At 44.5% G+C, this 25215-nt stretch carries 22 protein-coding genes and 1 pseudogene; 13 read left to right on the forward strand and 10 right to left on the reverse strand.

Features of this window, described 5'->3' with window-relative positions:
• Positions 1 to 30: 30 nt before the first annotated feature.
• Genes QVD32_RS07130 through QVD32_RS07140 form a run of 3 tightly spaced genes read left to right on the forward strand, consistent with a single transcriptional unit; the run spans position 31 to position 2155 of the window.
• Positions 31 to 870: a DUF3298 and DUF4163 domain-containing protein gene (locus QVD32_RS07130; RefSeq protein ID WP_021891058.1), complete on the forward strand. Its 840-nt coding sequence runs from the start codon at positions 31 to 33 to the stop codon at positions 868 to 870.
• A gap of 10 nt (positions 871 to 880) precedes the next feature.
• Positions 881 to 1510, forward strand: a complete 630-nt coding sequence (gene rsmG / locus QVD32_RS07135; protein WP_021891059.1) for a 16S rRNA (guanine(527)-N(7))-methyltransferase RsmG — start codon at positions 881 to 883, stop codon at positions 1508 to 1510.
• Positions 1511 to 1516: 6 nt separating this feature from the next.
• Positions 1517 to 2155, forward strand: coding sequence for an MBL fold metallo-hydrolase (locus QVD32_RS07140; protein WP_021891060.1), 639 nt, complete (start codon positions 1517 to 1519; stop codon positions 2153 to 2155).
• Here QVD32_RS07140 and QVD32_RS07145 read toward each other — a convergent pair.
• The 3 genes from QVD32_RS07145 to QVD32_RS07155 all read right to left on the reverse strand — a co-directional run bounded on the left by QVD32_RS07145 (position 2150) and on the right by QVD32_RS07155 (position 5899).
• Positions 2150 to 3568, reverse strand: a complete 1419-nt coding sequence (locus tag QVD32_RS07145) for a tetratricopeptide repeat protein (RefSeq protein WP_021891061.1) — start codon at positions 3566 to 3568, stop codon at positions 2150 to 2152. The genes QVD32_RS07140 and QVD32_RS07145 overlap by 6 nt on opposite strands.
• 73 nt (positions 3569 to 3641) lie before the next feature.
• Positions 3642 to 5348 (reverse strand): glutamine--tRNA ligase/YqeY domain fusion protein, encoded by a 1707-nt coding sequence (locus QVD32_RS07150; protein WP_021891062.1) that lies wholly within the window; start codon positions 5346 to 5348, stop codon positions 3642 to 3644.
• A 182-nt stretch (positions 5349 to 5530) separates the two neighbouring features.
• A complete protein-coding gene (locus QVD32_RS07155; protein ID WP_008862009.1) occupies positions 5531 to 5899 on the reverse strand; it encodes a hypothetical protein in 369 nt (122 codons plus the stop codon).
• 114 nt (positions 5900 to 6013) lie between these two features.
• On the opposite strand from QVD32_RS07155, the gene QVD32_RS07160 reads away from it, so the two are divergent.
• On the forward strand, positions 6014 to 8482 hold the full coding sequence (locus QVD32_RS07160) for an endonuclease MutS2 (RefSeq protein ID WP_021891063.1): 2469 nt from the start codon (positions 6014 to 6016) through the stop codon (positions 8480 to 8482).
• A 249-nt stretch (positions 8483 to 8731) separates the two neighbouring features.
• Here the strand turns inward: QVD32_RS07160 and QVD32_RS07165 are convergent, their stop codons facing one another.
• Positions 8732 to 9397 (reverse strand): DUF2461 domain-containing protein, encoded by a 666-nt coding sequence (locus QVD32_RS07165; RefSeq protein ID WP_021891064.1) that lies wholly within the window; start codon positions 9395 to 9397, stop codon positions 8732 to 8734.
• 178 nt (positions 9398 to 9575) lie between these two features.
• On the opposite strand from QVD32_RS07165, the gene QVD32_RS07170 reads away from it, so the two are divergent.
• Both QVD32_RS07170 and QVD32_RS07175 read left to right on the forward strand, forming a co-directional pair.
• The gene (locus QVD32_RS07170) at positions 9576 to 11537 is read left to right on the forward strand and encodes an OPT family oligopeptide transporter (RefSeq protein WP_021891065.1); all 1962 of its coding nucleotides are present in this window, start codon (positions 9576 to 9578) and stop codon (positions 11535 to 11537) included.
• A 95-nt stretch (positions 11538 to 11632) separates the two neighbouring features.
• On the forward strand, positions 11633 to 12205 hold the full coding sequence (locus QVD32_RS07175; RefSeq protein WP_118687194.1) for a sugar O-acetyltransferase: 573 nt from the start codon (positions 11633 to 11635) through the stop codon (positions 12203 to 12205).
• Between the two features lie 124 nt (positions 12206 to 12329).
• Here the strand turns inward: QVD32_RS07175 and QVD32_RS07180 are convergent, their stop codons facing one another.
• The 6 genes from QVD32_RS07180 to QVD32_RS07205 all read right to left on the reverse strand — a co-directional run bounded on the left by QVD32_RS07180 (position 12330) and on the right by QVD32_RS07205 (position 17455).
• On the reverse strand, positions 12330 to 12776 hold the full coding sequence (locus QVD32_RS07180; protein ID WP_021891067.1) for a NanQ anomerase/TabA/YiaL family protein: 447 nt from the start codon (positions 12774 to 12776) through the stop codon (positions 12330 to 12332).
• Between the two features lie 8 nt (positions 12777 to 12784).
• Entirely contained in the window at positions 12785 to 13546 is a 762-nt protein-coding gene (locus QVD32_RS07185) for a CDGSH iron-sulfur domain-containing protein (protein ID WP_008862003.1), read from the reverse strand.
• A gap of 61 nt (positions 13547 to 13607) precedes the next feature.
• Positions 13608 to 14366 (reverse strand): MBL fold metallo-hydrolase, encoded by a 759-nt coding sequence (locus tag QVD32_RS07190; RefSeq protein ID WP_046409934.1) that lies wholly within the window; start codon positions 14364 to 14366, stop codon positions 13608 to 13610.
• 5 nt (positions 14367 to 14371) lie between these two features.
• A complete protein-coding gene (murB, locus tag QVD32_RS07195) occupies positions 14372 to 15385 on the reverse strand; it encodes a UDP-N-acetylmuramate dehydrogenase (RefSeq protein ID WP_118687333.1) in 1014 nt (337 codons plus the stop codon).
• Positions 15386 to 15389: 4 nt separating this feature from the next.
• The gene (locus QVD32_RS07200) at positions 15390 to 16325 is read right to left on the reverse strand and encodes a hypothetical protein (protein WP_021891070.1); all 936 of its coding nucleotides are present in this window, start codon (positions 16323 to 16325) and stop codon (positions 15390 to 15392) included.
• A gap of 512 nt (positions 16326 to 16837) precedes the next feature.
• Positions 16838 to 17455: a hypothetical protein gene (locus QVD32_RS07205; RefSeq protein ID WP_229033566.1), complete on the reverse strand. Its 618-nt coding sequence runs from the start codon at positions 17453 to 17455 to the stop codon at positions 16838 to 16840.
• 282 nt (positions 17456 to 17737) lie between these two features.
• On the opposite strand from QVD32_RS07205, the gene QVD32_RS07210 reads away from it, so the two are divergent.
• The 7 genes and pseudogenes from QVD32_RS07210 to QVD32_RS07240 all read left to right on the forward strand — a co-directional run bounded on the left by QVD32_RS07210 (position 17738) and on the right by QVD32_RS07240 (position 25081).
• Complete coding sequence (locus QVD32_RS07210) at positions 17738 to 18142, forward strand: hypothetical protein (protein WP_021891072.1); 405 nt, start codon at positions 17738 to 17740, stop codon at positions 18140 to 18142.
• Position 18143: 1 nt separating this feature from the next.
• Positions 18144 to 19403, forward strand: a pseudogene (gene bioA, locus QVD32_RS07215) (adenosylmethionine--8-amino-7-oxononanoate transaminase); the annotation flags it as partial.
• The gene (locus QVD32_RS07220; protein ID WP_118687196.1) at positions 19403 to 20566 is read left to right on the forward strand and encodes an 8-amino-7-oxononanoate synthase; all 1164 of its coding nucleotides are present in this window, start codon (positions 19403 to 19405) and stop codon (positions 20564 to 20566) included. The pseudogene bioA and the gene QVD32_RS07220, both read left to right, overlap by 1 nt.
• A complete protein-coding gene (gene bioC, locus QVD32_RS07225) occupies positions 20563 to 21951 on the forward strand; it encodes a malonyl-ACP O-methyltransferase BioC (protein ID WP_118687197.1) in 1389 nt (462 codons plus the stop codon). The genes QVD32_RS07220 and bioC overlap by 4 nt, the downstream gene beginning before the upstream one ends.
• Entirely contained in the window at positions 21948 to 22595 is a 648-nt protein-coding gene (bioD, locus tag QVD32_RS07230) for a dethiobiotin synthase (RefSeq protein ID WP_118687198.1), read from the forward strand. Before bioC ends, bioD begins: the two co-directional genes overlap by 4 nt.
• 178 nt (positions 22596 to 22773) lie before the next feature.
• The gene (locus QVD32_RS07235) at positions 22774 to 23943 is read left to right on the forward strand and encodes a C40 family peptidase (protein ID WP_229033565.1); all 1170 of its coding nucleotides are present in this window, start codon (positions 22774 to 22776) and stop codon (positions 23941 to 23943) included.
• 7 nt (positions 23944 to 23950) lie between these two features.
• Complete coding sequence (locus QVD32_RS07240) at positions 23951 to 25081, forward strand: dipeptide epimerase (RefSeq protein ID WP_046416722.1); 1131 nt, start codon at positions 23951 to 23953, stop codon at positions 25079 to 25081.
• The last annotated feature ends 134 nt before the right edge of the window (positions 25082 to 25215 follow it).

Below are 25215 nucleotides of genomic sequence, written 5' to 3' on the forward strand. Positions count from 1 at the left end.
GTTAAAATTTAAAGGTTAGAACTTATTTATATGAAAAAAGTATCGTTATTGAGTATAATAGCATTGATAAGCTGTCTGTACTCTTGTAATTTCAAGAATAATCATTCAAATGAAACGAATGCCGATTCTGTTGTGGTGGAAAAATTAGTCATCGCAGACACCTACCATCTCTCCGGAGATACCGCAAAGCCTGCTTGTAAAGTTGTCTTGACAATGGAAATTCCTGTAAAATACAAACAAGACAGCGATTACCTTCATTTGCAAAAAATACTTTCTCCTCTAACCTTTGGAGACGAATATACGGGAGACTCCTTGAAACAAGCCGCACAAAAGGTCGTAGAGTCTCATTTAAACGCCTATAAAGAAATAGAACCCGAATTCGAAAAAGAACTGACGAAAAGCGGAGAGGCTTATTCTTTCGAATGGGACTTCGATTACACACTTGCTCCCGTTTACAATCGCAATGATTTCTTCTGTTATGGAGTATCTTCGTCCGAATATACGGGCGGAGCCCACGGCATGTATTCGAATCGTTATTACACGATAGACCTTTCCAACTGGGGAAAAATCGGTTTAGACGATATTTTCCAGCCCGATTCATCGGATACACTTAGTTCTATCTTATTAAACCGGCTGATGAAACAACTGAATGTATCGTCACCCGACTCCCTACTGGAATTAGGCTATTTCGACACGGAAGATATCATAGCTACCGAAAACTTCTATCTGACCGATACCGGTATCTGTTGGGTATATAACCCTTACGAAATAGCTTGTTATGCGACAGGGCAAACCAGTATAGAAATACCGTTCAAAGAGATCGACAGCTATATTTTACCCGACAGCCCCGTTCGTCGTTTAATCAAATAAACAGCAAACCATGCAATATATAAAAACATATTTCCCGAATCTGACACCGAAGCAGGAAAATCAATTTACGGCTTTGGGACAGTTATATACCGACTGGAATGCAAAGATCAATGTTATCTCTCGCAAAGACATAGAGAACTTGTACCTCCACCATATCCTGCACTCTTTGGGAATTGCCAAAACGATAAATTTCGCAGATGGTTCCGAGATTCTCGACGTGGGAACCGGAGGAGGGTTTCCCGGTATTCCCCTCGCCATACTTTTCCCGGAATGTAAATTCCATCTGATAGACCGCATCGGGAAAAAAATAAAAGTCGCCGCAAACGTCGCCGAGTCCATCGATTTGGAAAATGTAACTTTTCAGCACGGAAGCGTAGAAGAAAACAAGTCCGAATACGATTTCGTGGTAAGCCGGGCGGTTATGCCCCTACCCGATCTATTGAAACTGATACGGAAAAACATAAAAAAAGAACAACGAAACGCGCTTCCCAACGGACTTCTCTGTCTAAAAGGCGGTGAATTACAAAACGAACTCGTTACAGTAAAAAAGACATCGATCGTATTCGACTTGAAAGACTACTTCAAAGAAGATTATTTCGACACGAAAAAAGTCGTCTATGTGCAAATTGTAAAAAAATAGGTTCAAATGAGAATTGCCCGATTTCAATTCAACATGCTCCCGGTAAATACCTATGTTTTATGGGACACGGCCAGTAGGGAATGCGCCATCGTCGATGCCGGATGCTATTATCCGAAAGAAGAAGAAACTCTCGCCGAATTCATTGACGATAATAAGCTGACCGTAAAATATTTGTTAGCTACGCATCTGCACTTCGATCACTGTTTCGGTAATTCTTTCGTGGCAAAAAAATATGGAGTTATATTATGTGCAGCGGAAGCCGACGAATTTCTCTTACAAAATATGGTACGCCAATGCGAATCTTTCGGTATTCCGTTTCGAGGAGAAATACAGCCGATCGGGCATTATATTTCCGATAAAGACACGTTTGACCTCGGTCATGAAAAATTAAAAGCGATTGCCGTACCCGGGCACTCTCCGGGAAGTATGGCTTTTTATGCCCCCGATTCAGGGTTTGTACTGTCGGGCGATGCGCTTTTCCAAATGAGCATCGGAAGGACCGATTTGCCGGGAGGAAATCATCATCAGTTGGTCGAATCTATACGAACAAGATTACTTACTCTACCGAAAGAAACAATCGTATATCCCGGTCACGGATCGGAAACAGAGATCGGTATCGAACAAATAAAGAATCCCTTTTTATGAAAGGGATTCTTTATTTTCCGAATCATCTATATGATTCAACAAAAAGCGCTTTAACGATTGAATGGCTCCATGCACATTTTTCCACTGTTGCGACTTCTCATTCGGTAAACCGCTAAAATCGGCAGACTGGCTCATTTGGTCTATGATTTGTATCTGGCGCTCAGCATTCGTGTCATCGCCCATCTTCGCATAAGCGAGGGCTAATTTAAGCCTGCAATGTAGGTCGTACGAATCTTCTCGAAGCACTGTTTCAAACACAGAAACAGCCTCTTCATAATATTCGAGATGGAGGCACGCCTCACCTTTGAGTTTCATAGTTTCCATATCGTCTTCATTCAACTCTAACGACTTGGACAAATGATAATAGGCCTCTTCGTAGTCTCCTTCCTGCAAAAGAATTTCACCTAAAAACGAATGAGCCTCGTCGTCCCTACTATCAAGGCTTAAAGTATCTCTCAAATAAACAACGGCTTTCTGTATATCTCCCAATTCATAATAACAAGTAGCCAACTGATAACATATATTCGAGTTCGAAGGCTCTATATCGAGAGCCTTGTGAAAAAACTTCAACGCATTGTTGTTATCGTCCAATTTCACATAGCACTCCCCGATCAATTCATAAGCAACCGATTTTTCCTTTGTGATAGACTCATATTCAAGAAATTGTTCTATGGCCTTCTCATATTGTCCGGAGTCGTAATAACAATATCCTTTAAACGAGATTATCGACTCTTCATTTTCCTTCACCGCCAAAGCAAAATCACAAGCCTCTACCGCTTTGTCATAATGTTTTAACAAAGCCTCGACTTTGGCCAAAGAAAACCAATCCTGCAACGAATAAGGGTCTTTGTCTATCAATTTATTATAAATAATGACAGATCGCTCATACTCCGAACGCTCTTCGCAGATAGCCGCCATTTCTCGAAACAGCTCCCGGCTATCGGATAACACCTTTCCCGCTTTCTCCACGAACTCCACCAATTCATCGAAACAATCGTAATCGGTATATATATCCACGGCATCGAAACAAAAATCCTCCCGAATATCGTCGTTATCCAACATAGCAAGCAACAACGCATGGCCATCTTTCATATAACCGTCGAGAAATAACAGCTCAGCCCGAATAAGTGTGGCATCAAGACTATAATCGGCCAGTTCGGACATAATTCTTTTCGCTTCATCTGCCCTATCGAGATAAAGCATATAACGAGCCTCTTTGAGCTTCAAATCCACATTGTCGGGGTGAAGATTCAACCCGAACTCAATAGCGTGCAACGCTTTGGACAACTGCCCTTTGGACTCATAATAATCCGAGATTTCATCTATCTCGTCGGTATCGAAATAGCAACTAACTGTCCCGCGCAACATTTCTTCGTAGCGGTCTATGAGTTCATTCGGCTTTTTAGCTGACATCGCAGATTCAGATAAAAACTGTCGAATCCCTTATACATAAGGAATCCGACAGTATAGAAAATAAATTTATACTTTACTTCGATTTTAATTTTTCCCAGCTGTCTTTCAAAGATACGGTCCTATTGAACACCAAATGCCCATCGGTCGAATCCGGGTCCACACAAAAATATCCTGTACGCTGGAATTGATATCGATTGCCGGGCTTGGCATTCTCGGCCAAGTAAGGCTCGATACGGCAATTATCGACGATTTTTAGAGAATCGGGATTTAATAATTCTCTGAAATCCACATCTTTCTCCTCTGCCGGATTTTCTACATTGAATAGCCGGTCATACAACCTGACTTCTGCCGTCGAACTATATTCTGCCGATACCCAATGTAACGTACCTTTCACTTTGCGCATACTTCCCGGCATACCGCTTCGTGTATCGGGATCGTATTCACAATAAATTTCTTCTACGTTTCCATCGGAATCTTTTTTAATTCCGGTGCACTTGATTATATATGCCGACTTCAATCTCACTTCCTGATCGGGAGCCAAACGGAAGAATTTTTTGGGAGGATTTTCCATAAAATCGTCCCGCTCTATGTATAGCTCTCGGGTGAAAGGTATTTGATGGGTTCCTGCCTCCGGGTCTTCGGGATTATTCTCGGTTTCCAAATATTCCACTTTATTTTCCGGATAATTGGTAATAATCAATTTAACAGGATTAAGAACTGCCGATACACGGGTAGCTGTTTTATTCAGATCTTCCCGGATACTATGTTCGAGTAAAGAAACACTAATGATTCCGTCGTATTTTGTATAACCTATTTTCTGTATAAAATTCTTTATGGATTCAGGCGTATATCCACGACGGCGCAATCCGCAAATCGTCGGCATACGAGGATCGTCCCAGCCGGCAACCAGACCCTCTTTTACCAACTGTAAAAGTTTCCGTTTACTCATCACCGTATAGGTCAAATTCAAACGGTTGAACTCTATCTGGCGAGGGCAATAACTATCGTCGGCCAATTCCTTTACAAAATACTCATATAAAGGACGATGCACCTCGAACTCCAAGGTACAAATCGAATGAGTCACCCCTTCGAAATAATCCGATTGCCCATGTGCGAAATCATACATGGGATATACATTCCATTTCGTTCCGGTACGATGATGAGGATGCTTGATAATACGGTACATGATAGGATCGCGGAAGTGCATATTGGGAGAAGCCATGTCTATTTTCGCGCGCAAGACAAAACGGCCTTCCTCGAATTCGCCCTTATTCATTCGCTCGAACAAATCGAGATTTTCCTCTACGCTTCTATTCCGATAAGGGCTTTCTATTCCCGGCTGTGTAGGAGTACCCTTTTGGCGGGCTATCTCTTCCGAAGATTGTTCGTCGACATAGGCTTTACCCTCCTTGATTAAACGAATGGCCAAGTCCCATAACTTGGGAAAATAATCGGATGCATAATACAACCGGTCTCCCCAATCGAACCCCAACCAATGAATATCTTCCATTATGGAGTCTACATATTCTACGTCCTCCTTCACCGGGTTGGTATCGTCAAACCGCAAATTACATGTACCTCCGAACTTTTCGGCAATTCCGAAATCCATACAGATCGCTTTCGCATGCCCTATATGCAAATAACCGTTAGGCTCTGGCGGGAAACGCGTATTCAAACGGCCGCCATTCTTTCCGGCTTTCAAATCGGCTTCAACTATCTGTTCTATGAAATTAAGACTTTTCTTGTCTTCTATCTCATTGTTAGTTTCAATCTGTGTCATAAATGCGCATTATTTATAAGTGCGCAAATATACGAAAAGCTAAGAGAAGGACAAAATGAACGAGTATTTTTCATACCGACCCCAACCGTCCATTTTACTTTTCCCATGCACGAAACTTCTATTCAAAAAAATGGAAACGATATGGCAACATACAAGAAAAGTGAAATAACCATAGTCCTTCATCAAATCCAGTTCATCTCTGTATAATATCGCATTAAATTATCTATCGCATTCTGTAAATCGATGTGTAACTGATGCGTCATACGATGAATACGGATTCTTCCATGAATATTCATTTTAGCCAATAAAAGCGACGAAAAGGCCTCTTTTCTTATCTTTTCACCGAGTTTATTGTTAAATCCCACAGTGACACTGTCTTCATGCTTGGCTACATACCCCAATAATTCTTCCGAAACTTGGGATTCCCCAGCCTGCTTCTTTATAGCCCAAACTTCATAATGATAATCGTCGTTAACGGTAGCGACATACGGTGGAACCGCCGTCTGAAACATTTTCTTCACTTCTTTATAAACACTATTCACAGCTTCCATAATTTTTATTTTAGTTATTCATAATACACCCGAATCACATGTATTGTTCAACGATAAATAATGTATATCATCTGTCTTTTTATTACATTTGCAACGTTTTATAAATCATAAAGCGTGATATATCCACAAAATTTCGAACAAAAAATAGGATTCGACCAAATTCGATCGCTCATTAAAGAAAAATGTCTCAGCACATTGGGTATCGATTATACCGATAGAATGACGTTTTCTACCGGTTACGAATCTATACGGGAACAACTGAATCAAACATGGGAATTTGTACGCATTCTTGAAAATGCCGATGACTTTCCCGCCGATTTCTTTTTCGATGTACGACCGTCGATAAAACGAGTTCGTATAGAAGGAACCTTTTTGGAAGAAGCCGAATTATTCGACCTGCGGAGGTCGCTCGACACCATACAACGCATTATCCGATTTTTATATCCCGGAGAAGAGGAAGAAATCAAATACCCTTATCTATATAAACTGTCGAAAGAGATAAGTTCTTTTCCCGATTTAATCAAACGAATCGATCTCATTCTCGATAAATTCGGACATATCAAAGACAATGCCTCCCCCCAACTGGCTCACATTCGCAGTAATATATCCGCCACGTTATCTGGTATATCCCGAAGTCTGAATGCAATACTGAGGACTGCCCAGAGCGAAGGATTCGTAGATAAAGAAGTCAGCCCCACTATGCGAGACGGACGCTTGGTAATACCAGTAGCACCTTCGTACAAACGAAAAATCAGGGGTATCGTACACGACGAATCGGCTAGCGGAAAGACCATATTCATCGAACCTGCCGAAGTTGTGGAAGCGAACAATCGAGTTAGGGAACTCGAAAACGAAGAACGTCGAGAAATCACACGTATTTTAACATCGTTTACCGACGAACTTCGTCCGGCTATCGATGAAATCATCTACTCCTATGAATTCCTCGCCGAAATCGACTTTATTCGGGCGAAAGCCCTCTTTGCCGAGGAAATAGGCGGAGTCTTACCCACTTTTGAAAATACTCGGCAAATCGAATGGTTTCACGCCGTACACCCCTTGCTTTACCTATCGTTGAAACGGCAAGGGAAAACAATCGTACCACTCGATTTGACGTTAGACGAAAAGAACAGAATACTGCTCATCTCCGGCCCGAATGCCGGGGGAAAATCGGTCTGTCTCAAAACCGTCGGGCTTTTACAATATATGTTGCAATGCGGACTGTTGGTTCCCATGCACGACAATTCCCGAACCGGCATATTCAAGGATATATTTATCGATATCGGCGATGAGCAATCTATCGAAGACGATTTGAGTACATATAGTTCTCACCTCACACACATGAAGTATTTCGTACGTAATGCGAATGAGAACAGCCTTTTACTTATCGATGAATTCGGCGGGGGAACCGAACCGCAAATCGGAGGAGCCATAGCAGAAGCATTATTGGACCGATTCAACCAAAAACATGCCTATGGAATCATCACGACCCACTATCAAAACTTGAAACACTTTGCCGAAGATTCAGAAGGAATCATAAACGGAGCCATGCTTTACGACCGCCATCTGATGCAACCCTTGTTCAAACTATCCATTGGCAATCCGGGGAGTTCGTTCGCCATTGAAATCGCCCGTAAGATAGGACTTCCCGAAGAAGTAATCGCTGCCGCATCAGAAAAAGTAGGTTCGGCATACATAGATATGGATAAATATTTGCAAGACATCGTTCGGGACAAACGCTACTGGGAAAGTAAACGTCAGAACATACGCCAACGGGAGAAAAAGCTCGAAGAACTAACCGCCCGGTATGAAGCCGATTTGATCGCTTTGGAAAAACAACGCAAGGAACTGTTGAAACAGGCGAAAGGAGATGCCGCTCAACTTCTCGCAGAAGCCAATGCACGTATCGAAAACACGATACGGGAAATTAAAGAGGCGCAAGCAGAGAAAGAAAAAACCCGCATAGCCCGGCAGAAATTCGAACAATTCAAAACCGAATTGGAAGAAACCCCGACCGTCGACGACAAAATCAGTAAAAAACTCAAACAGATCAACGACCGGAAAAAACGGAAACAACAAAAAAGAGAAGAAAGCAATCTACAACCTACCGCTCACACCGTTTTAATGAAAGGCGACTCCGTTCGCTTGAAAGGCCAAAATTCTGTGGGTGAAGTCCTTTCCGTCAACGGTAATGAAATTACCGTCGCTTTCGGACTGCTGAAATCGACCGTCAAAGCCGACCGCTTGGAAAAGGTCAGCAAAAACCAAATCAAAAAAGAAAATTCGAAAGCCACTTTTATCAGTTCGCAAACAACCGACGATATGAGGGAAAAGCAACTGAATTTCAAGCAAGAAATCGATGTGAGAGGCATGCGGGCCGACGAAGCGTTACAAGCTGTTACCTATTTCATAGACGATGCCATACAAGTAGGTTGTACTCGCGTACGCATTCTGCATGGCACTGGAACTGGCGTTCTTCGACAAGTCATCAGACAATACCTCAAAACTGTACCGGGAGTCTCCCACTTCCAAGACGAACACGTCCAGTTGGGAGGAGCCGGTATTACGGTCGTGGAACTAAACTGAAAAAAGGAGGAGCGAGCCACCTTAGAAGCTGTTTTAAATTTATTCCGAGACAGATTGAGCCCTATGTTGAAGCAGATTGGAGTCCGAGATATGCAGTCAATAGCGGGCTATTGACAAAAATCAAGGGATTCTAGATGCGAGACAGGGACGCAATATGGCCGGAACATACCTGCTTGCAATGATTATATTATTTCTCTATAAATTTAAAACAACTTCTTAGTCAGGCAATTCCTCTCCCCTTCCTATTTCCTATAAATCGTAAATTTCATCGACCGTATAATTGAGAAAATCGTTCAGCGGTTTCATGATGTGAAAATCATGAGCCGCTTTTTCGATCCAATCGGGCGAACCGAAAAAATCATCAGGCTTCACATTCACCACCACATAATCTTTTCGTTTAAGCCATACGGCTTGTTCGCAATCCCGTGGAAACGGTCGGGGAACGATTTTCAAAGTTTCCCCTACCCAGTCCCGATACAACGATTTAAACTCTTTGTTTTCCACAATATCTTTCAGCTCGTCATAATTATCGTAAACCGCTTGGCGCAGAGCTTTCAACAATTTGGGTTCCGGACACCAAACGCCCCCGCTCAACAGACAATTCCCCGGTTCGAAATGGAAATAATACCCGGCTCGCAAACTTTTACGGCCACCCTTCGCTATATAAGCGGACATATACGATTTATACGGAGTTTTATCCGGCGAGAAACGAATATCACGATAAATGCGATACATACAGTTCTTAGCCTCCAACCCCACGATATCTTCGTCGAACTGCGATATTTGCTGTATAAGTTCTTGGATTTTCTCAACAAACAAAGGACGCAACCGATCATACTCTTCCTTATGAGCTTGAAACCATTCTCTATTGTTGTTTTCTCTCAATCGGGACAAATAATCCAATATTTCTTTCATCTTCTCAGTGTTTATATCGTAACAAATGTACAAGTTTTTTTACTTTCTTCCTCGCATAAATTTTCATTTTGTAATATAATTATCAAAAACGCCGCCTAAGTTATCGGCTATATTTGCATTTTTTATTAACTTGCCACGTTTTTAAGAAAAAGCAATACACAAAAAATAAAAATATAATATGGAAACAAACGAAAAACAACCTGTCGATTTGCCCGAAAACGCATTTCGGGAATTAAAACCGGGCGAAGAGTACAAACCCATTCTTTCGCCCGAAAAAGTCTATCCCGAAGTCAATGCATGGTCAGTCTCGTGGGGTATTGTCATGGCTGTTATCTTCTCGGCCGCTGCAGCATTTTTAGGTTTGAAAGTCGGCCAAGTATTCGAGGCCGCCATACCTATCGCCATAATAGCCGTAGGACTATCGGGAGCCGCTAAACGGAAAAACGCATTGGGCGAGAATGTAATTATCCAGTCCATCGGAGCCTGTTCAGGAGTGATTGTCGCCGGTGCTATCTTCACTTTGCCGGCTCTATACATTTTACAAGCCAAATACCCCGAACTGACCGTGAACTTTATGGAAGTATTCATGAGTTCGCTGCTAGGCGGTATATTGGGTATCTTGTTTCTCATTCCGTTCCGCAAATATTTCGTTTCGGATATGCACGGGAAATACCCCTTCCCCGAAGCTACGGCTACGACTCAGGTACTTGTTTCGGGAGAAAAAGCCGGTAACCAAGCCAAGCCTTTGATTCTGGCAGGATTGGTAGGTGGTCTGTACGATTTTTGCCTCTCGACGTTCGGCTGGTGGAGCGAAGTGCTTACCACCCGCATTTTACCGTGGGGAACAGAGATCGCCAACCACGCAAAAATGGTATTTAAAGTGAACACAGGCGCAGCCGTGTTAGGACTCGGATACATTGTCGGCTTGAAATATTGCTTGATTATTTGTTCCGGCTCTCTTTTCGTTTGGTTCGTCATCATTCCTCTGCTGGGCAGCATACCCGGTAGCGAATTAGCTGCGGCTGCTCCCGAACAGATATTTACCGATTACGGCCGGTACATAGGTATCGGCGGTATAGCTATGGCGGGAGTGATAGGTATTATCCGCTCTTGGGGTATCATTAAAGGAGCCGTAGGACTGGCTACAAAAGAATTTTCGGGGAAAAATAAGGGAGCGATAGAGGATCAAGCCCCCCGCACACAACGAGACCTCTCTATGAAATTCATCATCTCGGCTGCCGTATTCGCCTTGATTATCACATTCCTGTTCTTCTATTTGGGAGTTATCAATAATTTCATGCAAGCAACGGTCGCTTTCTTGGTAGTCGCCGGAATTTCATTCCTGTTCACCACCGTAGCGGCAAATGCTATCGCTATCGTGGGAACGAACCCCGTTTCGGGAATGACACTGATGACACTGATTCTAGCGTCGGTTATCCTTGTGGCGGTCGGACTTAAAGGGACAAGCGGAATGGTTGCCGCGTTGGTTATCGGCGGTGTGGTCTGTACGGCGCTCTCGATGGCCGGCGGATTCATTACCGACTTGAAAATAGGTTACTGGATAGGCTCTACTCCTCGCAAACAAGAGACTTGGAAATTCCTCGGTACACTCGTCTCTGCCGCAACCGTAGGAGGTGTTATCCTCATTCTGAACAAATCGTACGGATTCTCCGGGGAAAACGCTTTGGTAGCACCTCAGGCCAATGCTATGGCGGCAGTTATCGAGCCCCTCATGATGGGACAAGGCGCACCGTGGATGCTCTATGGAATCGGTGCTATTCTTGCCGTTCTGCTGACATGGCTGAATGTCCCGGCTTTGGCGTTCGCTTTGGGTATGTTCATTCCGTTGGAACTAAATACACCTTTGGTCATCGGAGGGCTTATCAGTTGGTATGTAGGCAGCCGTTCAAAAGATACCGCTCTGAACAAAGCCCGTTTGGATAAGGGCACATTATTGGCTTCGGGATTCATTGCCGGCGGTGCGCTCATGGGAGTCGTCAGTGCGGGAATGAAGTTTGCAGGATTCGAGTATACCCACGATTTGAGTGAAGCGACTCTGCAAACTGTCGGATTGATTATGTATTTGCTGCTCATTGCCTTTTTAACCATATCGAGCATGAAAGCAAAAAAACAAGATTAGAAACTTCTTGATGTGAATCATAAAAACGGATTGAGATATTAAAATTTCAATCCGTTTTTCGTATATTTGTTAGACCATGAGAATAATTTAAGATTATGAAAACAGAAAAAGAGAAAATGCTTGCCGGAGAGCCCTATGATTGCGGTGACACAGAATTAATCAACAGATGGCATAAAGCAAAGCAATTACAAAAAGAATATAACGATACCCCATCTGACGATATAGAAAAACTATCCTCATTATTAGACGATTTAATTGGATCAAGAGGAGAAAATGTTTGGATTTCAGCTCCCTTCTTCGTGGACTACGGTGAGAATATACATATCGGGCGAAATGTGGAAATAAATATGAACTGCGTATTTTTGGATTGTAATACCATCACTATCGGCGATTATTCGGGAATAGGTCCGGGTGTACATATCTATACAGTCTTCCATCACACCGCACCTCAGGAACGTTTGGGCGAAAACAGCTGTTTTTGGAAATCTCTCACCAAACCGGTGAACATCGGGAAAAACGTTTGGATTGGAGGTGGCAGTATAATCCTACCCGGCGTAACCATAGGAGACGGTACGACAATCGGAGCGGGAAGTGTCGTCACCAAATCTATACCCGCCAATTGCATAGCAGTCGGAAATCCTTGCAAAGTAATAAAGGATAATTTATAAAAGTAACCATATACGACAATACCCTAAATTTTGTTACCACGAGATTTAGGGTATTGTCGTATATATATTTGCCTTTGTAAATAATACGAATAAAAATATTTATCGATTCTCAATCGATACCCGATCACAACTTTATTTTAGCACAAATTTTGCGCAGTCTACCCTCTCCGATAATAGGAGCATGGCCGTCCTCTGGAAATACAATCAGAAACTGACCGGGATATACGGTGAAATAAGTCGACGGCCTATCGGAATAAAAGGCACAATCTTTCTCCTCGGAATACGCTTGCTGCACCTCCTTCAAATCGCACAGAGGCTTCCACCCCACTATTTCAGGAGCATCAAGAGGAACATGCACATCGAGGTAACGTCGATGTACCTCTACAACTTGTTCCGATTGAGAACGTAATATCGGATAATCGTTGTTGATGAAAACTCGATCACCGTCCAATTCGATACGCCCAATCGAATCGGAAAGAAAATCATGCTCTTTAATATAACTGAAAAGTTTCCCCAGCAAGGGATGCAAAGCCTCTACCCGCTTCGTGTCACTCAAATCTCCTAAAATCATATATCGTCTTATTCTACTTCTGCTTCCTGCTCCATCGGTAATTTGTCATGCCATTTAGCCGACACATGTGTCCCGTCGCAAAAAGGCTTGTTTTGCGATTGTCCGCACCGACACAAGGTAACCCTGTTTCTTATCTCATAACTGCTTCCGTCCGAACTTTCTATACGAATTCCTCCTTTTACCCAAATGGGGCCGCTGACTTTAATCACAGGGTCTTCGATCAATCCTATTGCCGGATCAAATGGAGGTTCAAAAATCTCGCCTGTTTCTTTATCCCAAACAACCAAACGGCCGGCTGGACAATGCTCGGCTTCATGAATGACTAAGTCACGTTCTTCTTGGGATTCGGCCGTTTGTACCAAATTCCAAATTCTACCGTAGGCATCGCAAAAACGAGCGAAAGCGCAATATTCTTCATTATCAGCAAGTACCATAGTTGGCCCTATATATTCTTCGGCATCTTCCAATAAAGGCTTATGAGATGCCGTCTCTTTCGGGTCCCAGTCCGTATGATGATGGGAGCCATCGCAATAAGGCTTGTTCTTGGATGCTCCGCATCGGCATAAAGCCGTAGGCTCCTCTGTCGTACTAAAATGGTTACCCTTACGATAGGTCCAAGAAGAACCTTCGTCATTAGGAACTATAATCTCTTGATCCATAGGAGGATTACCATAAAGCAAATAAGGGCCGTCCGGCGTAATCTTTATATAGAATTTCGCGGGAGCCATACGAGAACCGGCTTCGATAGCAGTTTGAATTGTTTTTGCCATAATCAAATTGTTTTTTATTCTTATAGCTAAAACAAGCTATAAAGAAGATGGTTCAAAATAATCACAAGCTGTCGATAACCAAACCATCGTATGCGAAATGCACATGGGCAGGCAATTCTTTTTCTACCTCCGAAGTCAATCCCATATGATGACTCATGTGAACCAAGTAGGCTTCCCGCGGCCCCACTCTATCGATGATTCGCAACGCATCGGCTAACGTTTGATGCGAAAGATGGGGCTTTTTCCGCAAAGCATTTACGACCAATACATCTATATCTTTTAACTTCTCATATTCCGATTCAGGAATAGTAAGAGCATCCGTTATATAAGCAAACCGTCCTATACGATACCCCAAGATAGGCAATTTATAATGCATCACCCTTATGGGAACAATTTCTATTCCCTCTATTAAAAACGGTGACAGACCTATCTCTTGCAAACAAATATTGGGAACTCCCGGATAACGATGATCGGCAAAACAATAAGGCAACCTGTTTCGTATTCCCTCGGCGACCGAAGGCTCCAAATAAATAGGAACAGTACCGTTTTCCCCGAAAGGACGCAAATCGTCTATCCCTCCGGTATGGTCATAATGTATATGAGTAACCAATACCGCATCGATTCGTTTAATATGGAATCGCAACATTTGCTGACGAAAATCGGGGCCACAATCGATCAATATGTTCTTACCCTCTATCTCAACTATGGCCGAGGTTCTCAACCGACTGTCCCTCGGATCGGTAGAAGTACATACCGAACACGTACAACCGATTTGCGGTATTCCGGTTGAAGTTCCTGTCCCTAAGAAAGTAACCTGCATCATACTCATTCAATATAATTAACCTCAGGATTGATAACGATACCATAAGTGTCCGATACCGATTTACGAATCATTTCCGCGAGAGCAACCACATCGTTGGGCTTTGCATTGTTTTTATTTATCAATACCAAGCACTGCTTCTCATAAACCGCCGCACCGCCGAAACTTTTTCCTTTCCAGCCACAACGATCGATAAGCCAACCGGCAGGAACCTTAACATGCATATCGTCTACGACGTAATGAGGCATATCGGGATAAGACGATTTCAGCTTCTCATATTGTTCCGTAGGAATTACAGGATTCATGAAAAAACTACCGGCACTGCCATATTCATCGGGTTCCGGCAATTTCGACCGCCTGATTTCTATGACAGCTTTACGGACATCAGCGATAGAAATGTCATCGCCGGACAATGAAGCCCGCAGATTTCCATAATCCAAATGTAGTTCGGGCGATTTTTGCAATCTGTACACTACCGATGTAACGATATATCTACCCTTCCAATCGTGCTTGAAAATACTGCTTCTGTAACCATACCTACACTCTGCATTTCGAAAGGTACGGGATTCGCAAGTCTCGACATCTACCGCTTTTACTTCATGGATAATATCTTTCACCTCCACGCCGTAAGCTCCTATGTTTTGAATGGCGCTCGCTCCCACTTCGCCCGGTATGTACGACAAATTCTCGGCTCCCCCCCAACCGTTGGAGACCGTCCAAGCGACGAAGTCGTCCCACACGACACCCGCTCCTATTTCCACAAGCACCTCGGTATCGGTCTCCTCCGACACAGCCATGCCCTGTATGGCAGAATGCAACAATACGCCATTGTACATTTCTTTTACAAAAAGCAAATTGCTTCCCCCTCCTATCGGGAAAAAAGTATGTTCCCGCAATAAATCGGACTGCAACAACGTCACCAACTCCTCGACCGTTTCATACTCTACAAACCACTTGGTATAAACGGGCATGTGGAATGTATGCCTGTCCTTTATAAAATAATTCTCCTCTACCTTAATCATATCACAACCTATAATCGGCCAACAAATCATCGACAAAAAACAGATACGCTCCCGAGTTGTATATCCACTGCTCTCTCAATCCGCTGTATGTGGGAATCTTCTTCACCTCGTTCGGATTGCCCAACGAAAGTTTACATTCGGCCTTCGTCATACCCGTCTTTACTTTTCCCAACGTAATTTGCTCCCAAGCATCGTCCTGTATTTCCTTATATTGCAAACGTGGATTCTCGAAAGAAAACAAGCGGTCGAACGTGATATATTGGGAGCGGGAAGAAGAAAGCAATGACATGAAAACTCCCGCTTGATTTCCTTTATCGTCCTCGAACCAAACTTCGACCGGCAACACGTTATTTCCCGGACGAATATCCACAACTCGGACAGGTATCAACTTTCGCCCCTCTATCGCTTCCGATTTTTCATTGTACCACATAGGCGTTTTTATATACAGAACTCTGTCTTTCAAAAGAGAGCGAGCCATATTTAAATCATCGATATCGATGAACGGAGGTATCAATGGTGTATATTTCAACCGACCGATCTCCTCCCGGGTCTTCCCTGTTTCATAGCGAAACTTATGACCTTCGCAATCGAATAACAAGACAACTTTGTCGTCCCCGCCAAAAGGACTTTCTTCTATACTTCCGGCATACGTAAAAATTTTCCCCTTCAAAGAGATACTATCCGGGAAAGTAGGCTTTTCTGGTCTGAAAACGAACGAAAGTTTTTCATCGGTATAATAAAACGGCTTTCCTATGCGCCACGCATCGCACCCTTGTTGAACGAAATAAGACTCTATAAAACGATCTTCGGGACTCTGTGCCGCAATTTCGCCTGTATCGGGCATAGTTATTTTCTTTGTACTCTCGACTCCTGTAAAACAAGAGGTTACAAAAATACACAAAACCGTTGCCACCATATAAACTATACCAGTTCTCATATCTCATTAAATTCCGATGACTTCCATTCATCTATGTTACATGAATCATAGATGTATAATTTACAAAGATAGCGAAAGGTGAGCGCAGAGACAAGCGGAAATCGCATTCCCGACTTGGCTATGCCGAACCGCATCCTATCTTCGTATTGACAAAGATAGCGAAAGGTGAGTGCAAAGACAAACGGAAATCACATTCCCGACTTGGCTATGCCGAACCGCATCCTATCTTCGTATTTACAAAGATAGCAGAAGCGATGTAGAGAAACAAATTTATTTTAGATTTTCGTCGGTTTATCTTAACTAATTGAAAAATAAAATTTTAGATAATTGTTTAAGAAATAGAAGCAACGATTTAGCAACATATAAGGCTTGCAATCCCGTGTCGATTCCACACGATAAGAACCGTCGAGTTATCCATTATAGTCTGCAAATCGCTCCATTCTACTATTTGTTGTGCAGAAACACCATACCGCACAGCAATAAAAAGATGTATATAGGAGACTGTTATCCAACTATGCAATTTGTTCTATTCGACTTTTTTGACATAAAGGATAAGAAGCAATGAACGGTTCTATTTTTTGTTTCATTTCAACAAATGAAACCCCGTAAAAATACAAGGCTGTCCATTCATTACCTTCCCAATAACTATAAAAACGACCTATGCCATTCATTGCTGATTCCATCTGCTCAATGACGTGATTGATATCGCAACTCTCATAAATTTCATCTGGTAAATCCGTTCCATTGACATAAAAAGCCAATCCCTCCAAAGTCCCTACTTCTATCTTAATTTCAGGTGCTGTGCATAATAAAGCTGAGCCTTTGGGGATTCCTATTATATTCATAAGCTCCACCAAACGGTTTACACTATCTTGTTTATCATCATTTAGGTGAATCTCTATATCACAGGATACAATTTCTCCGGTTTGTGGACTTTGTAGTGTTCCTCCACCCGTTACTTCTCCCAATTTTCCCTTTTCAAGAATTTCTTGAAGTGCATCTTCCAAATCATGTCTGTGCATGGGTTGCAAACGTGAGTTCAAATTCAATGTTAGGTCCATATTTTCTATAATTTTATTTGTTGGATAAATTATACTATCAGCCGATTTGGCTGTTGTTTTTTCAAACATATCACTTTGTGAACAAATTATAGTGAAAGGTGAGTGCAGAGACAAGAGGAAATTATATTTCCGACTTGGCTATACCGAACCGCATCCTATATTCGTAGTTACAAATATAAAAAAAGCGACGTACACCACGAACGGCACACCGCACTTTTTTCGGCAAATCGGGCAATATTTAACATTTATAGCTCGAACTACTATCTTACACCGCCAGCCGTTTTTTTATCCGCACGGTCTCAATAAGAAAAAAAGAGAAGTCGTTTCTAATTTTTTTCGTACTTTTGCGATATGAAAACTTCGACCTCCTTATCGGTTCACAGGGTATGGTTCCGCCGATGGAATCGCCACAACTATGCTACCTTTTGCAGTATAGGCAAATGTGTAAACATAGGAAGTGTCCGTAAGGAAATAGCCGACAAGTCTTTGAAAAAAGGACTTTCCACAACTTCCACCGATATTGTCGTGGGAAATATGGAACGTTCGGATAAACCGTCCGAAGAAGAACACACGGCGGGAAGTTTTTTTCTCCCCGAAATTTTGGAGAGTACCGTAGATACTCCGGTGACAAGCTGCTCCACCGGTCATTCGTGCGACAATAAACAGACATTTACCATCTATATATTCCGGGATAACAGCGGCAGCTTCGCTTTATACCGGATTTTTCATATTCTAAAAACGCTTGCTTATGGATAATTTTGATGCCCAACATCTATGGCATCCCTACACCTCGACCATTAATCCCCTGCCCTGCTATCCCGTCAAGAGAGCGGAAGGGGTATATATAGAATTGGAAAACGGACAAAGGCTCATCGACGGCATGTCGTCATGGTGGGCAGCCGTACACGGATACAACAACCCCACGCTCAACAAGGCGGCGGAAGAGCAACTAAAAAAAATGTCGCACGTCATGTTCGGTGGACTCACCCACCAACCGGCGATCGACCTCGGGAAACTGCTTTTGCAAATCGTACCCTCGTCCATGCAACACATATTTTATTGCGATTCGGGTTCCGTATCGGTCGAAGTCGCCATGAAAATGGCTATACAATACTGGCACGCCCGCGGAAAGGTCTCTAAATGTAACCTCATCACCATACGGTCGGGGTATCATGGCGACACATGGAATGCCATGTCGGTATGCGACCCGGTAACCGGTATGCACTCCATTTTCGGAGATGCGCTCCCCACCCGCTATTTTGTCCCTTCTCCCTCCTGCCGATTCGACGATGAATGGGATCCCACCTGCATCGCACCTCTTCGGGAAGCCATAGAAGCCCATCACGAAGAATTGGCGGCACTTATCCTCGAACCCATCGTGCAAGGAGCCGGCGGCATGTGGTTCTATCACCCGCAATACCTTCGGGAAGCCAAGCAGCTATGCGAACGATACAACCTGCTGCTCATTTTCGATGAAATCGCCACCGGATTCGGCCGCACCGGGAAACTGTTCGCTTGGGAACATGCGGGAGTCACCCCCGACATCATGTGCATCGGCAAAGCCCTGACCGGAGGATACATGACTATGGCGGCCACTTTGACGACACACGAAGTCGCCCACACGATTTCCAGCGGAAATCCGGGAGTATTCATGCACGGGCCCACCTTCATGGGTAACCCTTTGGCCTGTGCCGTGGCCTGTGCGTCCGTCTCTCTCCTCCTCTCTTCCGGCTGGAAAGAGAAAGTCGCCGCCATCGAAGCCCAATTAAAACGGGAGTTAAGTCCGGCGGCGACACTGCCCCAAGTTTCCGACGTAAGAATGCTGGGAGCTATCGGAGTCATCGAAATGAAAAAACCGGTCGATATGGCTTCCATACAGAAACAATTTGTCGAGCGGGGCATTTGGGTAAGGCCGTTCGGGAAATTGGTATACATCATGCCGCCGTTCATCATAACCCAGTCCCAACTTTCCACACTCACCTCGGCTCTGTTGGAGGTAGTAAAAACACTGCGATAATGAATACCTATTCTTCCCAATTGGAACAACTCTCTCGACAAGGAAATTTGCGCTCCTTGCCGGCAGTGGATGCACAAGGCCTGTCCATCGTCCGTGACGGGAACACCATGTTGAATTTCTCCTCGAACGATTATCTGGGACTGGCCGATGACACGGACTTAAAAAAGGTGTTTTTGCAAAACCTGAATCCCCGTGACGTTCGTTTTTCCTCGACATCTTCTCGGCTGTTGACCGGCAATTTCCCCGTGTACGCTCGATTGGAAAAAAGGCTCGCCGAATTGTACAAAGCCGGAGCCTCTCTCGTATTCAACAGCGGTTACCATGCCAACAGCGGCATTCTGCCGGCAGTGACCGACAACCGCTCTTTGATTTTGGCCGACAAACTCGTCCATGCGAGCATAGTCGACGGGATAGGACTCTCCAAAGCCCGCTGCATACGCTACCGGCATAACGATTACGAACAGTTGGAACGGTTGGTTTCCGAGTCGGCCTCGCAATACGAAGCGGTATTCATCGTGACCGAAAGCATATTCAGCATGGACGGTGACGAATGCGACTTGCCCCGCTTAGTGGCGTTGAAGAAACACTATCCCAATATTTACCTGTATGTCGACGAAGCCCATGCTTTCGGCGTAAGAGGTCAATGCGGATTGGGCTGCGCCGAAGAGCAAGACGTTATTAAAGAGATAGATTTCTTGGTCGGTACGTTCGGAAAAGCTGCCGCTTCGGTAGGAGCATTCGTTATCTGCTCCGATGAAATGAAACGGTATTTGGTCAACAAAATGCGGACGTTGATTTTTACGACCGCATTGCCGCCTGTCAATCTCGAATGGACGCTGTTCATCATCGATAAAATCGTCGATATGCAATCGCACCGGGAACATTTGGAGGCAATCGGCCACAAAGTAAGACAAGCGCTCAATCCGTTGAACGGAGCGATTGTCAGCAGCAGCCACATCGTCCCTTTCGTATTGGGCGAAACGGAACGCACCGTACAAACCGCCTTAAAATTACAGCACGAAGGCTTTTATCTGTTGCCGGTTCGCCCGCCCACCGTACCGCAAGGAACCTCCCGGTTAAGGATTTCGCTGAGCGCCGGACATACCGATACGGAGATAGACCGGCTCATTCACACGTTAACCAAGATTTCATCGGGCCTATGATACAAACTTTCATTTCTCGCAGACACACCGACGACTTAATCCTCCTCTTCGCCGGTTGGGGAATGGATACGCATCCGTTTGCCTATCTGAGTCACATAGGCTGCGACTGTTGTGTCTGCTACGACTACACCGACCTGAACTTCGACACCACCCCATTCCTCGACTATAAAAACATCGAAGTCTATGCGTGGTCGTTTGGCGTTTGGGCGGCGGCAACGGTCTTACCCGATAAAGGACTCCCCATAAGACACGCCACGGCCATCAACGGAACCGAATGCGGAATCGACATCGAGAAAGGCATCCCCCCCGAAATATTCCGGGCGACTCTCGAACATTTGAACGAAGCGAGCTTGAAAAAATTCTACCGGCGCATGTGTTGCGAACACCTCGACGATTTTAAGGAGGCTTTCCCCGAAAGAGACATGAACAGCTTGTACGACGAATTGCGTGCCATAGGCGAGAACATAACCCTGCACCCTCGTCCCCGTTTCCGTTGGGACAAAGCGATAATCGGGACAAGAGACCTCATATTTCCCGCAAGAAACCAAGTGAACGCATGGGAAGGGACAACGGTCGTTCAAGAGCTGGACGAACCCCATTTTTTCCATTTCCGCCCGGTTGTGTTGGAAAATAGGCTCGACAAAGCGACCATTAAAAACAGCTTCGGAAACGCAGCCTCCACCTATGAACGGGAAGGCCTTATCCAAAGCCGGATAGCCCGACAGCTGAACGACAAGATTCCGAGCCGTTTGAACAAATGCATCGACAATATACTGGAAATAGGTTGCGGAACAGGGAAACTGACCCGCTGTCTCATCGACAGATTCCCCGATGCCCGATTCACGATAAACGACCTGTCGCCCGAAATGAAAGACTACATAACCGCACTACCGTTCAAACAGTTGAATTTCATGGAAGGCGATGCCGAAAAAATCGATTTCGACGAAACATACCATTTGATTGCCTCCGCTTCGACGATTCAATGGTTCACCGATTTGGAAGGATTCTTGAAACGCATATCCGGCAATTTGTCCGATACGGGCACGATCGCCGTCAGCACATTCGCAGCCGGCAATCTGCCCGAAATACAATCTTTAATGACCGTAGAAATGCCCTATTGGGAGTCTGCCGATTTAAAACGATTGTTCGAAAAACACTTTCGGGTCGAACTTTTCGAACAAGAGGAATGCACCCTTCGTTTCGACACTCCCGTCGAGTTACTCCGGCATCTCAAAAACACCGGTGTGACAGGTATTTCGGGACACTCCCGGCAAAAAGGATTCGACTTTATAAAGCGATATAGAAAGACTTTCGACGGGAAAAAAGAGATCACGCTCACCTATCGACCCGTCTACATCGTCGCACATAAAAAAACACAGATATGAAAGGAACTTTTTTTATCACCGGTATAGATACCAACATCGGGAAAAGTTACGCCACAGGGTGGCTGGCACGTGAATGGAACAGCAAAGGGATTAAAACGATCACTCAAAAAATGATACAGACCGGGAATGTAGGCCACTCCGAAGACATAGACCTGCATCGGGAAATTATGGGAATACCGTTCACCCCGGAGGATAAGGAGCGAATCACATTCCCCATTGTCTATTCCTACCCCGCTTCTCCGCATTTGGCAGCCGAGATAGACGACCGCATTATTCCCATAGAAAAAATAACAGAGTCCACCCGGATACTCCAAAGCAGGTACGACGTGGTTCTGCTCGAAGGAGCCGGAGGTTTGATGGTTCCTATTACTCGCCGATACCTGACGGTCGATTACATCGCCGACCAAAAGCTGCCGGTTATCTTGGTAACGTCCGGGCGTTTGGGTAGCATCAACCACACGCTGCTCTCTATCGAAGCGCTGGTAAATAGGAATATTCCCCTTTACGGAATGGTCTACAATACCTTTCCGAAAACAGACGAACGGATAGACAAAGACACCGAGGAATATTTGAAAACCTATCTGAACGAACATTTTCCCCAAGCACATTTTTGGACACTACCCGAGATTGCTTTACCCCGATAACCGGATTGTAACAAACAGATGAAATTTATCGGGTCGTAAAGTTCGATCTATCGGGGCTTTTCAATATATTTGTAGCTATGAAGATAAGAAGCGGTTCGGCATAGCCAAGTCGGAAATGCGATTTCCGTTTACACGGCTCTTATCTTTCGCTATAATTGTTTACTATTCGAACACCCTCATGAACACATCGACTGTAAAGATCATACTTTGTTTTCTGTTGATTATCCCGATTATGGCAAATGCCCAGTCCAATGATATACAAACTTGGATAGAACGAATCGGACGGCAATATGCACCCGATTCCCGCACAGCCGTTTATACGGTATCGAGCGAGCTATTGAACGATTCTATCCATATTCTGAAAGGAAAGTGCGACAACCGGCAAGCCGTCGAAACATTGCTCCGAACGCTCGACACGGCCGGAATCTCCTATATAAATGCGATAAAGTTGCTGCCCGACCGTCGTCTTGGCGAAAAGACAAGAGGTATTGTCACAGTCTGCTGTGCACATTTGAGAAGCGAGCCGAGACATTCGGCCGAGATGGTCTCTCAGGCTATTCTCGGTACGCCCCTGCTCATCTTGGAAGAGCAAAAGGGTTGGTACAGAGTGCAAACTCCCGATAATTACATCAGTTGGATAATCGCAAATTCGATCTCCGTAAAAACTACTGCCGAGTGGACCGAATGGAAAAATGCCACCCGATATGTCTATACCGGACTGCAAGGCTATGTATATGCTTCCGCAGATAAAAATGCCGAGACCGTGTCTGATATCGTATCGGGCTGTATTCTGCAAGCCGCAGGAAAAGCGGGAAAAAAGTTCATACCCGTATCTTTCCCCGATGGAAGAACCGGATTCTTGAAACACGACGAATGTCGCGAACTCTCCGAGTGGGCATCGACTCCCGTAAACATGAATAAAATCATACAGACCGCCGAAGGAATGATGGGAACGACTTACCTCTGGGGCGGCACTTCGGTCAAAAGTGCCGACTGTTCGGGATTTGTCAAAACGGCCTATTTTTCTGCCGGAATCATTCTCTCCCGCGATGCTTCGCAACAAGCTCTCACCGGCGACATCATGCCGGCAGAACAATGGGACGAATGTCAGACAGGAGACCTCCTGTTCTTCGGCAACGCCCCCGGCAAAGTCTCGCACGTGGCTCTCTACCTGAACGATGGGAAATATATACACTCTTCGGGACAAGTCAAAATAAACAGTATCGATGCTCGGGATACCGACTATTACGCTATTCCGCTCCTCGGTATCAGCAGAGTCGTGAACAAGATAGGGACTCCGGGAATCACGGCCGTAAAACGACACCCGTGGTACTTCGAGCAAAAATAAACTGAAAATGGACAGACGAGATTTTTTGCGCAAAAGTGCGATAGGCACATTGGGATTGACACTATCCCCCGCACTTTTTAATAGTTGCGGAACTTCCGCATCCAAAGAAACAAGTTCAGATAGATTGCAACTTTCTTTCAAACCGTATGACTTGAAATTGAAACACGCCTTCAATTTGGCGAAAAGTTCTCGTACCCACACCCCCGATGTACAAGTACAACTCCGTTTCGGAGAATGGACAGGATATGGAGAAGCCTCCATGCCGCCTTATTTGGGCGAAACCCAAGAATCGGTATGTCGCTTTCTTGGGCAACTCGACTTGAAGCAGTTTACCGATCCTTTCCGCATGGAAGAAATTCTCGACTATGTAGACTCCGTTGCACCCGACAACCGGTCGGCAAAAGCATCGGTAGATATAGCTTTGCACGATCTCGTCGGTAAAATCATGGGACAACCGTGGTACAAAATATGGGGACTCTCCCCCGAAAAATGCCCCGATACCTCCTTTACTATCGGGATAGATACCGCAGAAGTTGTCCGTCAGAAACTGCGGGAAGCATCCCCCTACAATGTATTGAAAATCAAGATGGGATTGGACAACGATAAAGAATTGGTAAAAATCATTCGTTCAGAGACCGACCGCCCCATCTGTGTCGATGTCAATCAAGGTTGGGACAATAAGGAGTATGCGCTCGAAATGATACAATGGCTTAGTGAACAAAACTGCCTGTTCGTGGAACAACCCATGCCCAAAGAAAAGATAGACGAACAGGCTTGGCTCCACGAACGCGCTCCTCTGCCTATCATCGCCGATGAATTTTTGCAACGTATGCCCGATGTACGACGGGCATACGGGCTCTACGATGGTATCAATATAAAACTAATGAAAAGCACCGGTATGCGCGAAGCCTACCGAATGGCCATATTGGCAAGAGCTTTGGATATGAAAGTGATGATCGGTTGCATGACCGAGACCTCCTGTGCCATCTCTGCCGCAGCACAACTGTCGCCGTTAGCCCACTGGGCCGACCTTGACGGAAACCTGCTTATATCCAACGATCTATTCGATGGAGTGAAAATTGTCGAAGGAAAAATAACACTGCTGGATCGCCCCGGCATTGGAGTCGTTCCATTATAAATTTATTTTCCAAAAATTGTGACAAGTCCATAACAGAAAAAACAAAAATAAAAAACGGTAAGAACGTCTCTTTCATCAAAGTATCATCATGCCATAAACTGCCGACAACAAGAATATACCTTTGTCGAAAAAAC

It is taken from the genome of Barnesiella sp. (assembly GCF_022723415.1).
GTDB lineage: Bacteria > Bacteroidota > Bacteroidia > Bacteroidales > Barnesiellaceae > Barnesiella > Barnesiella intestinihominis.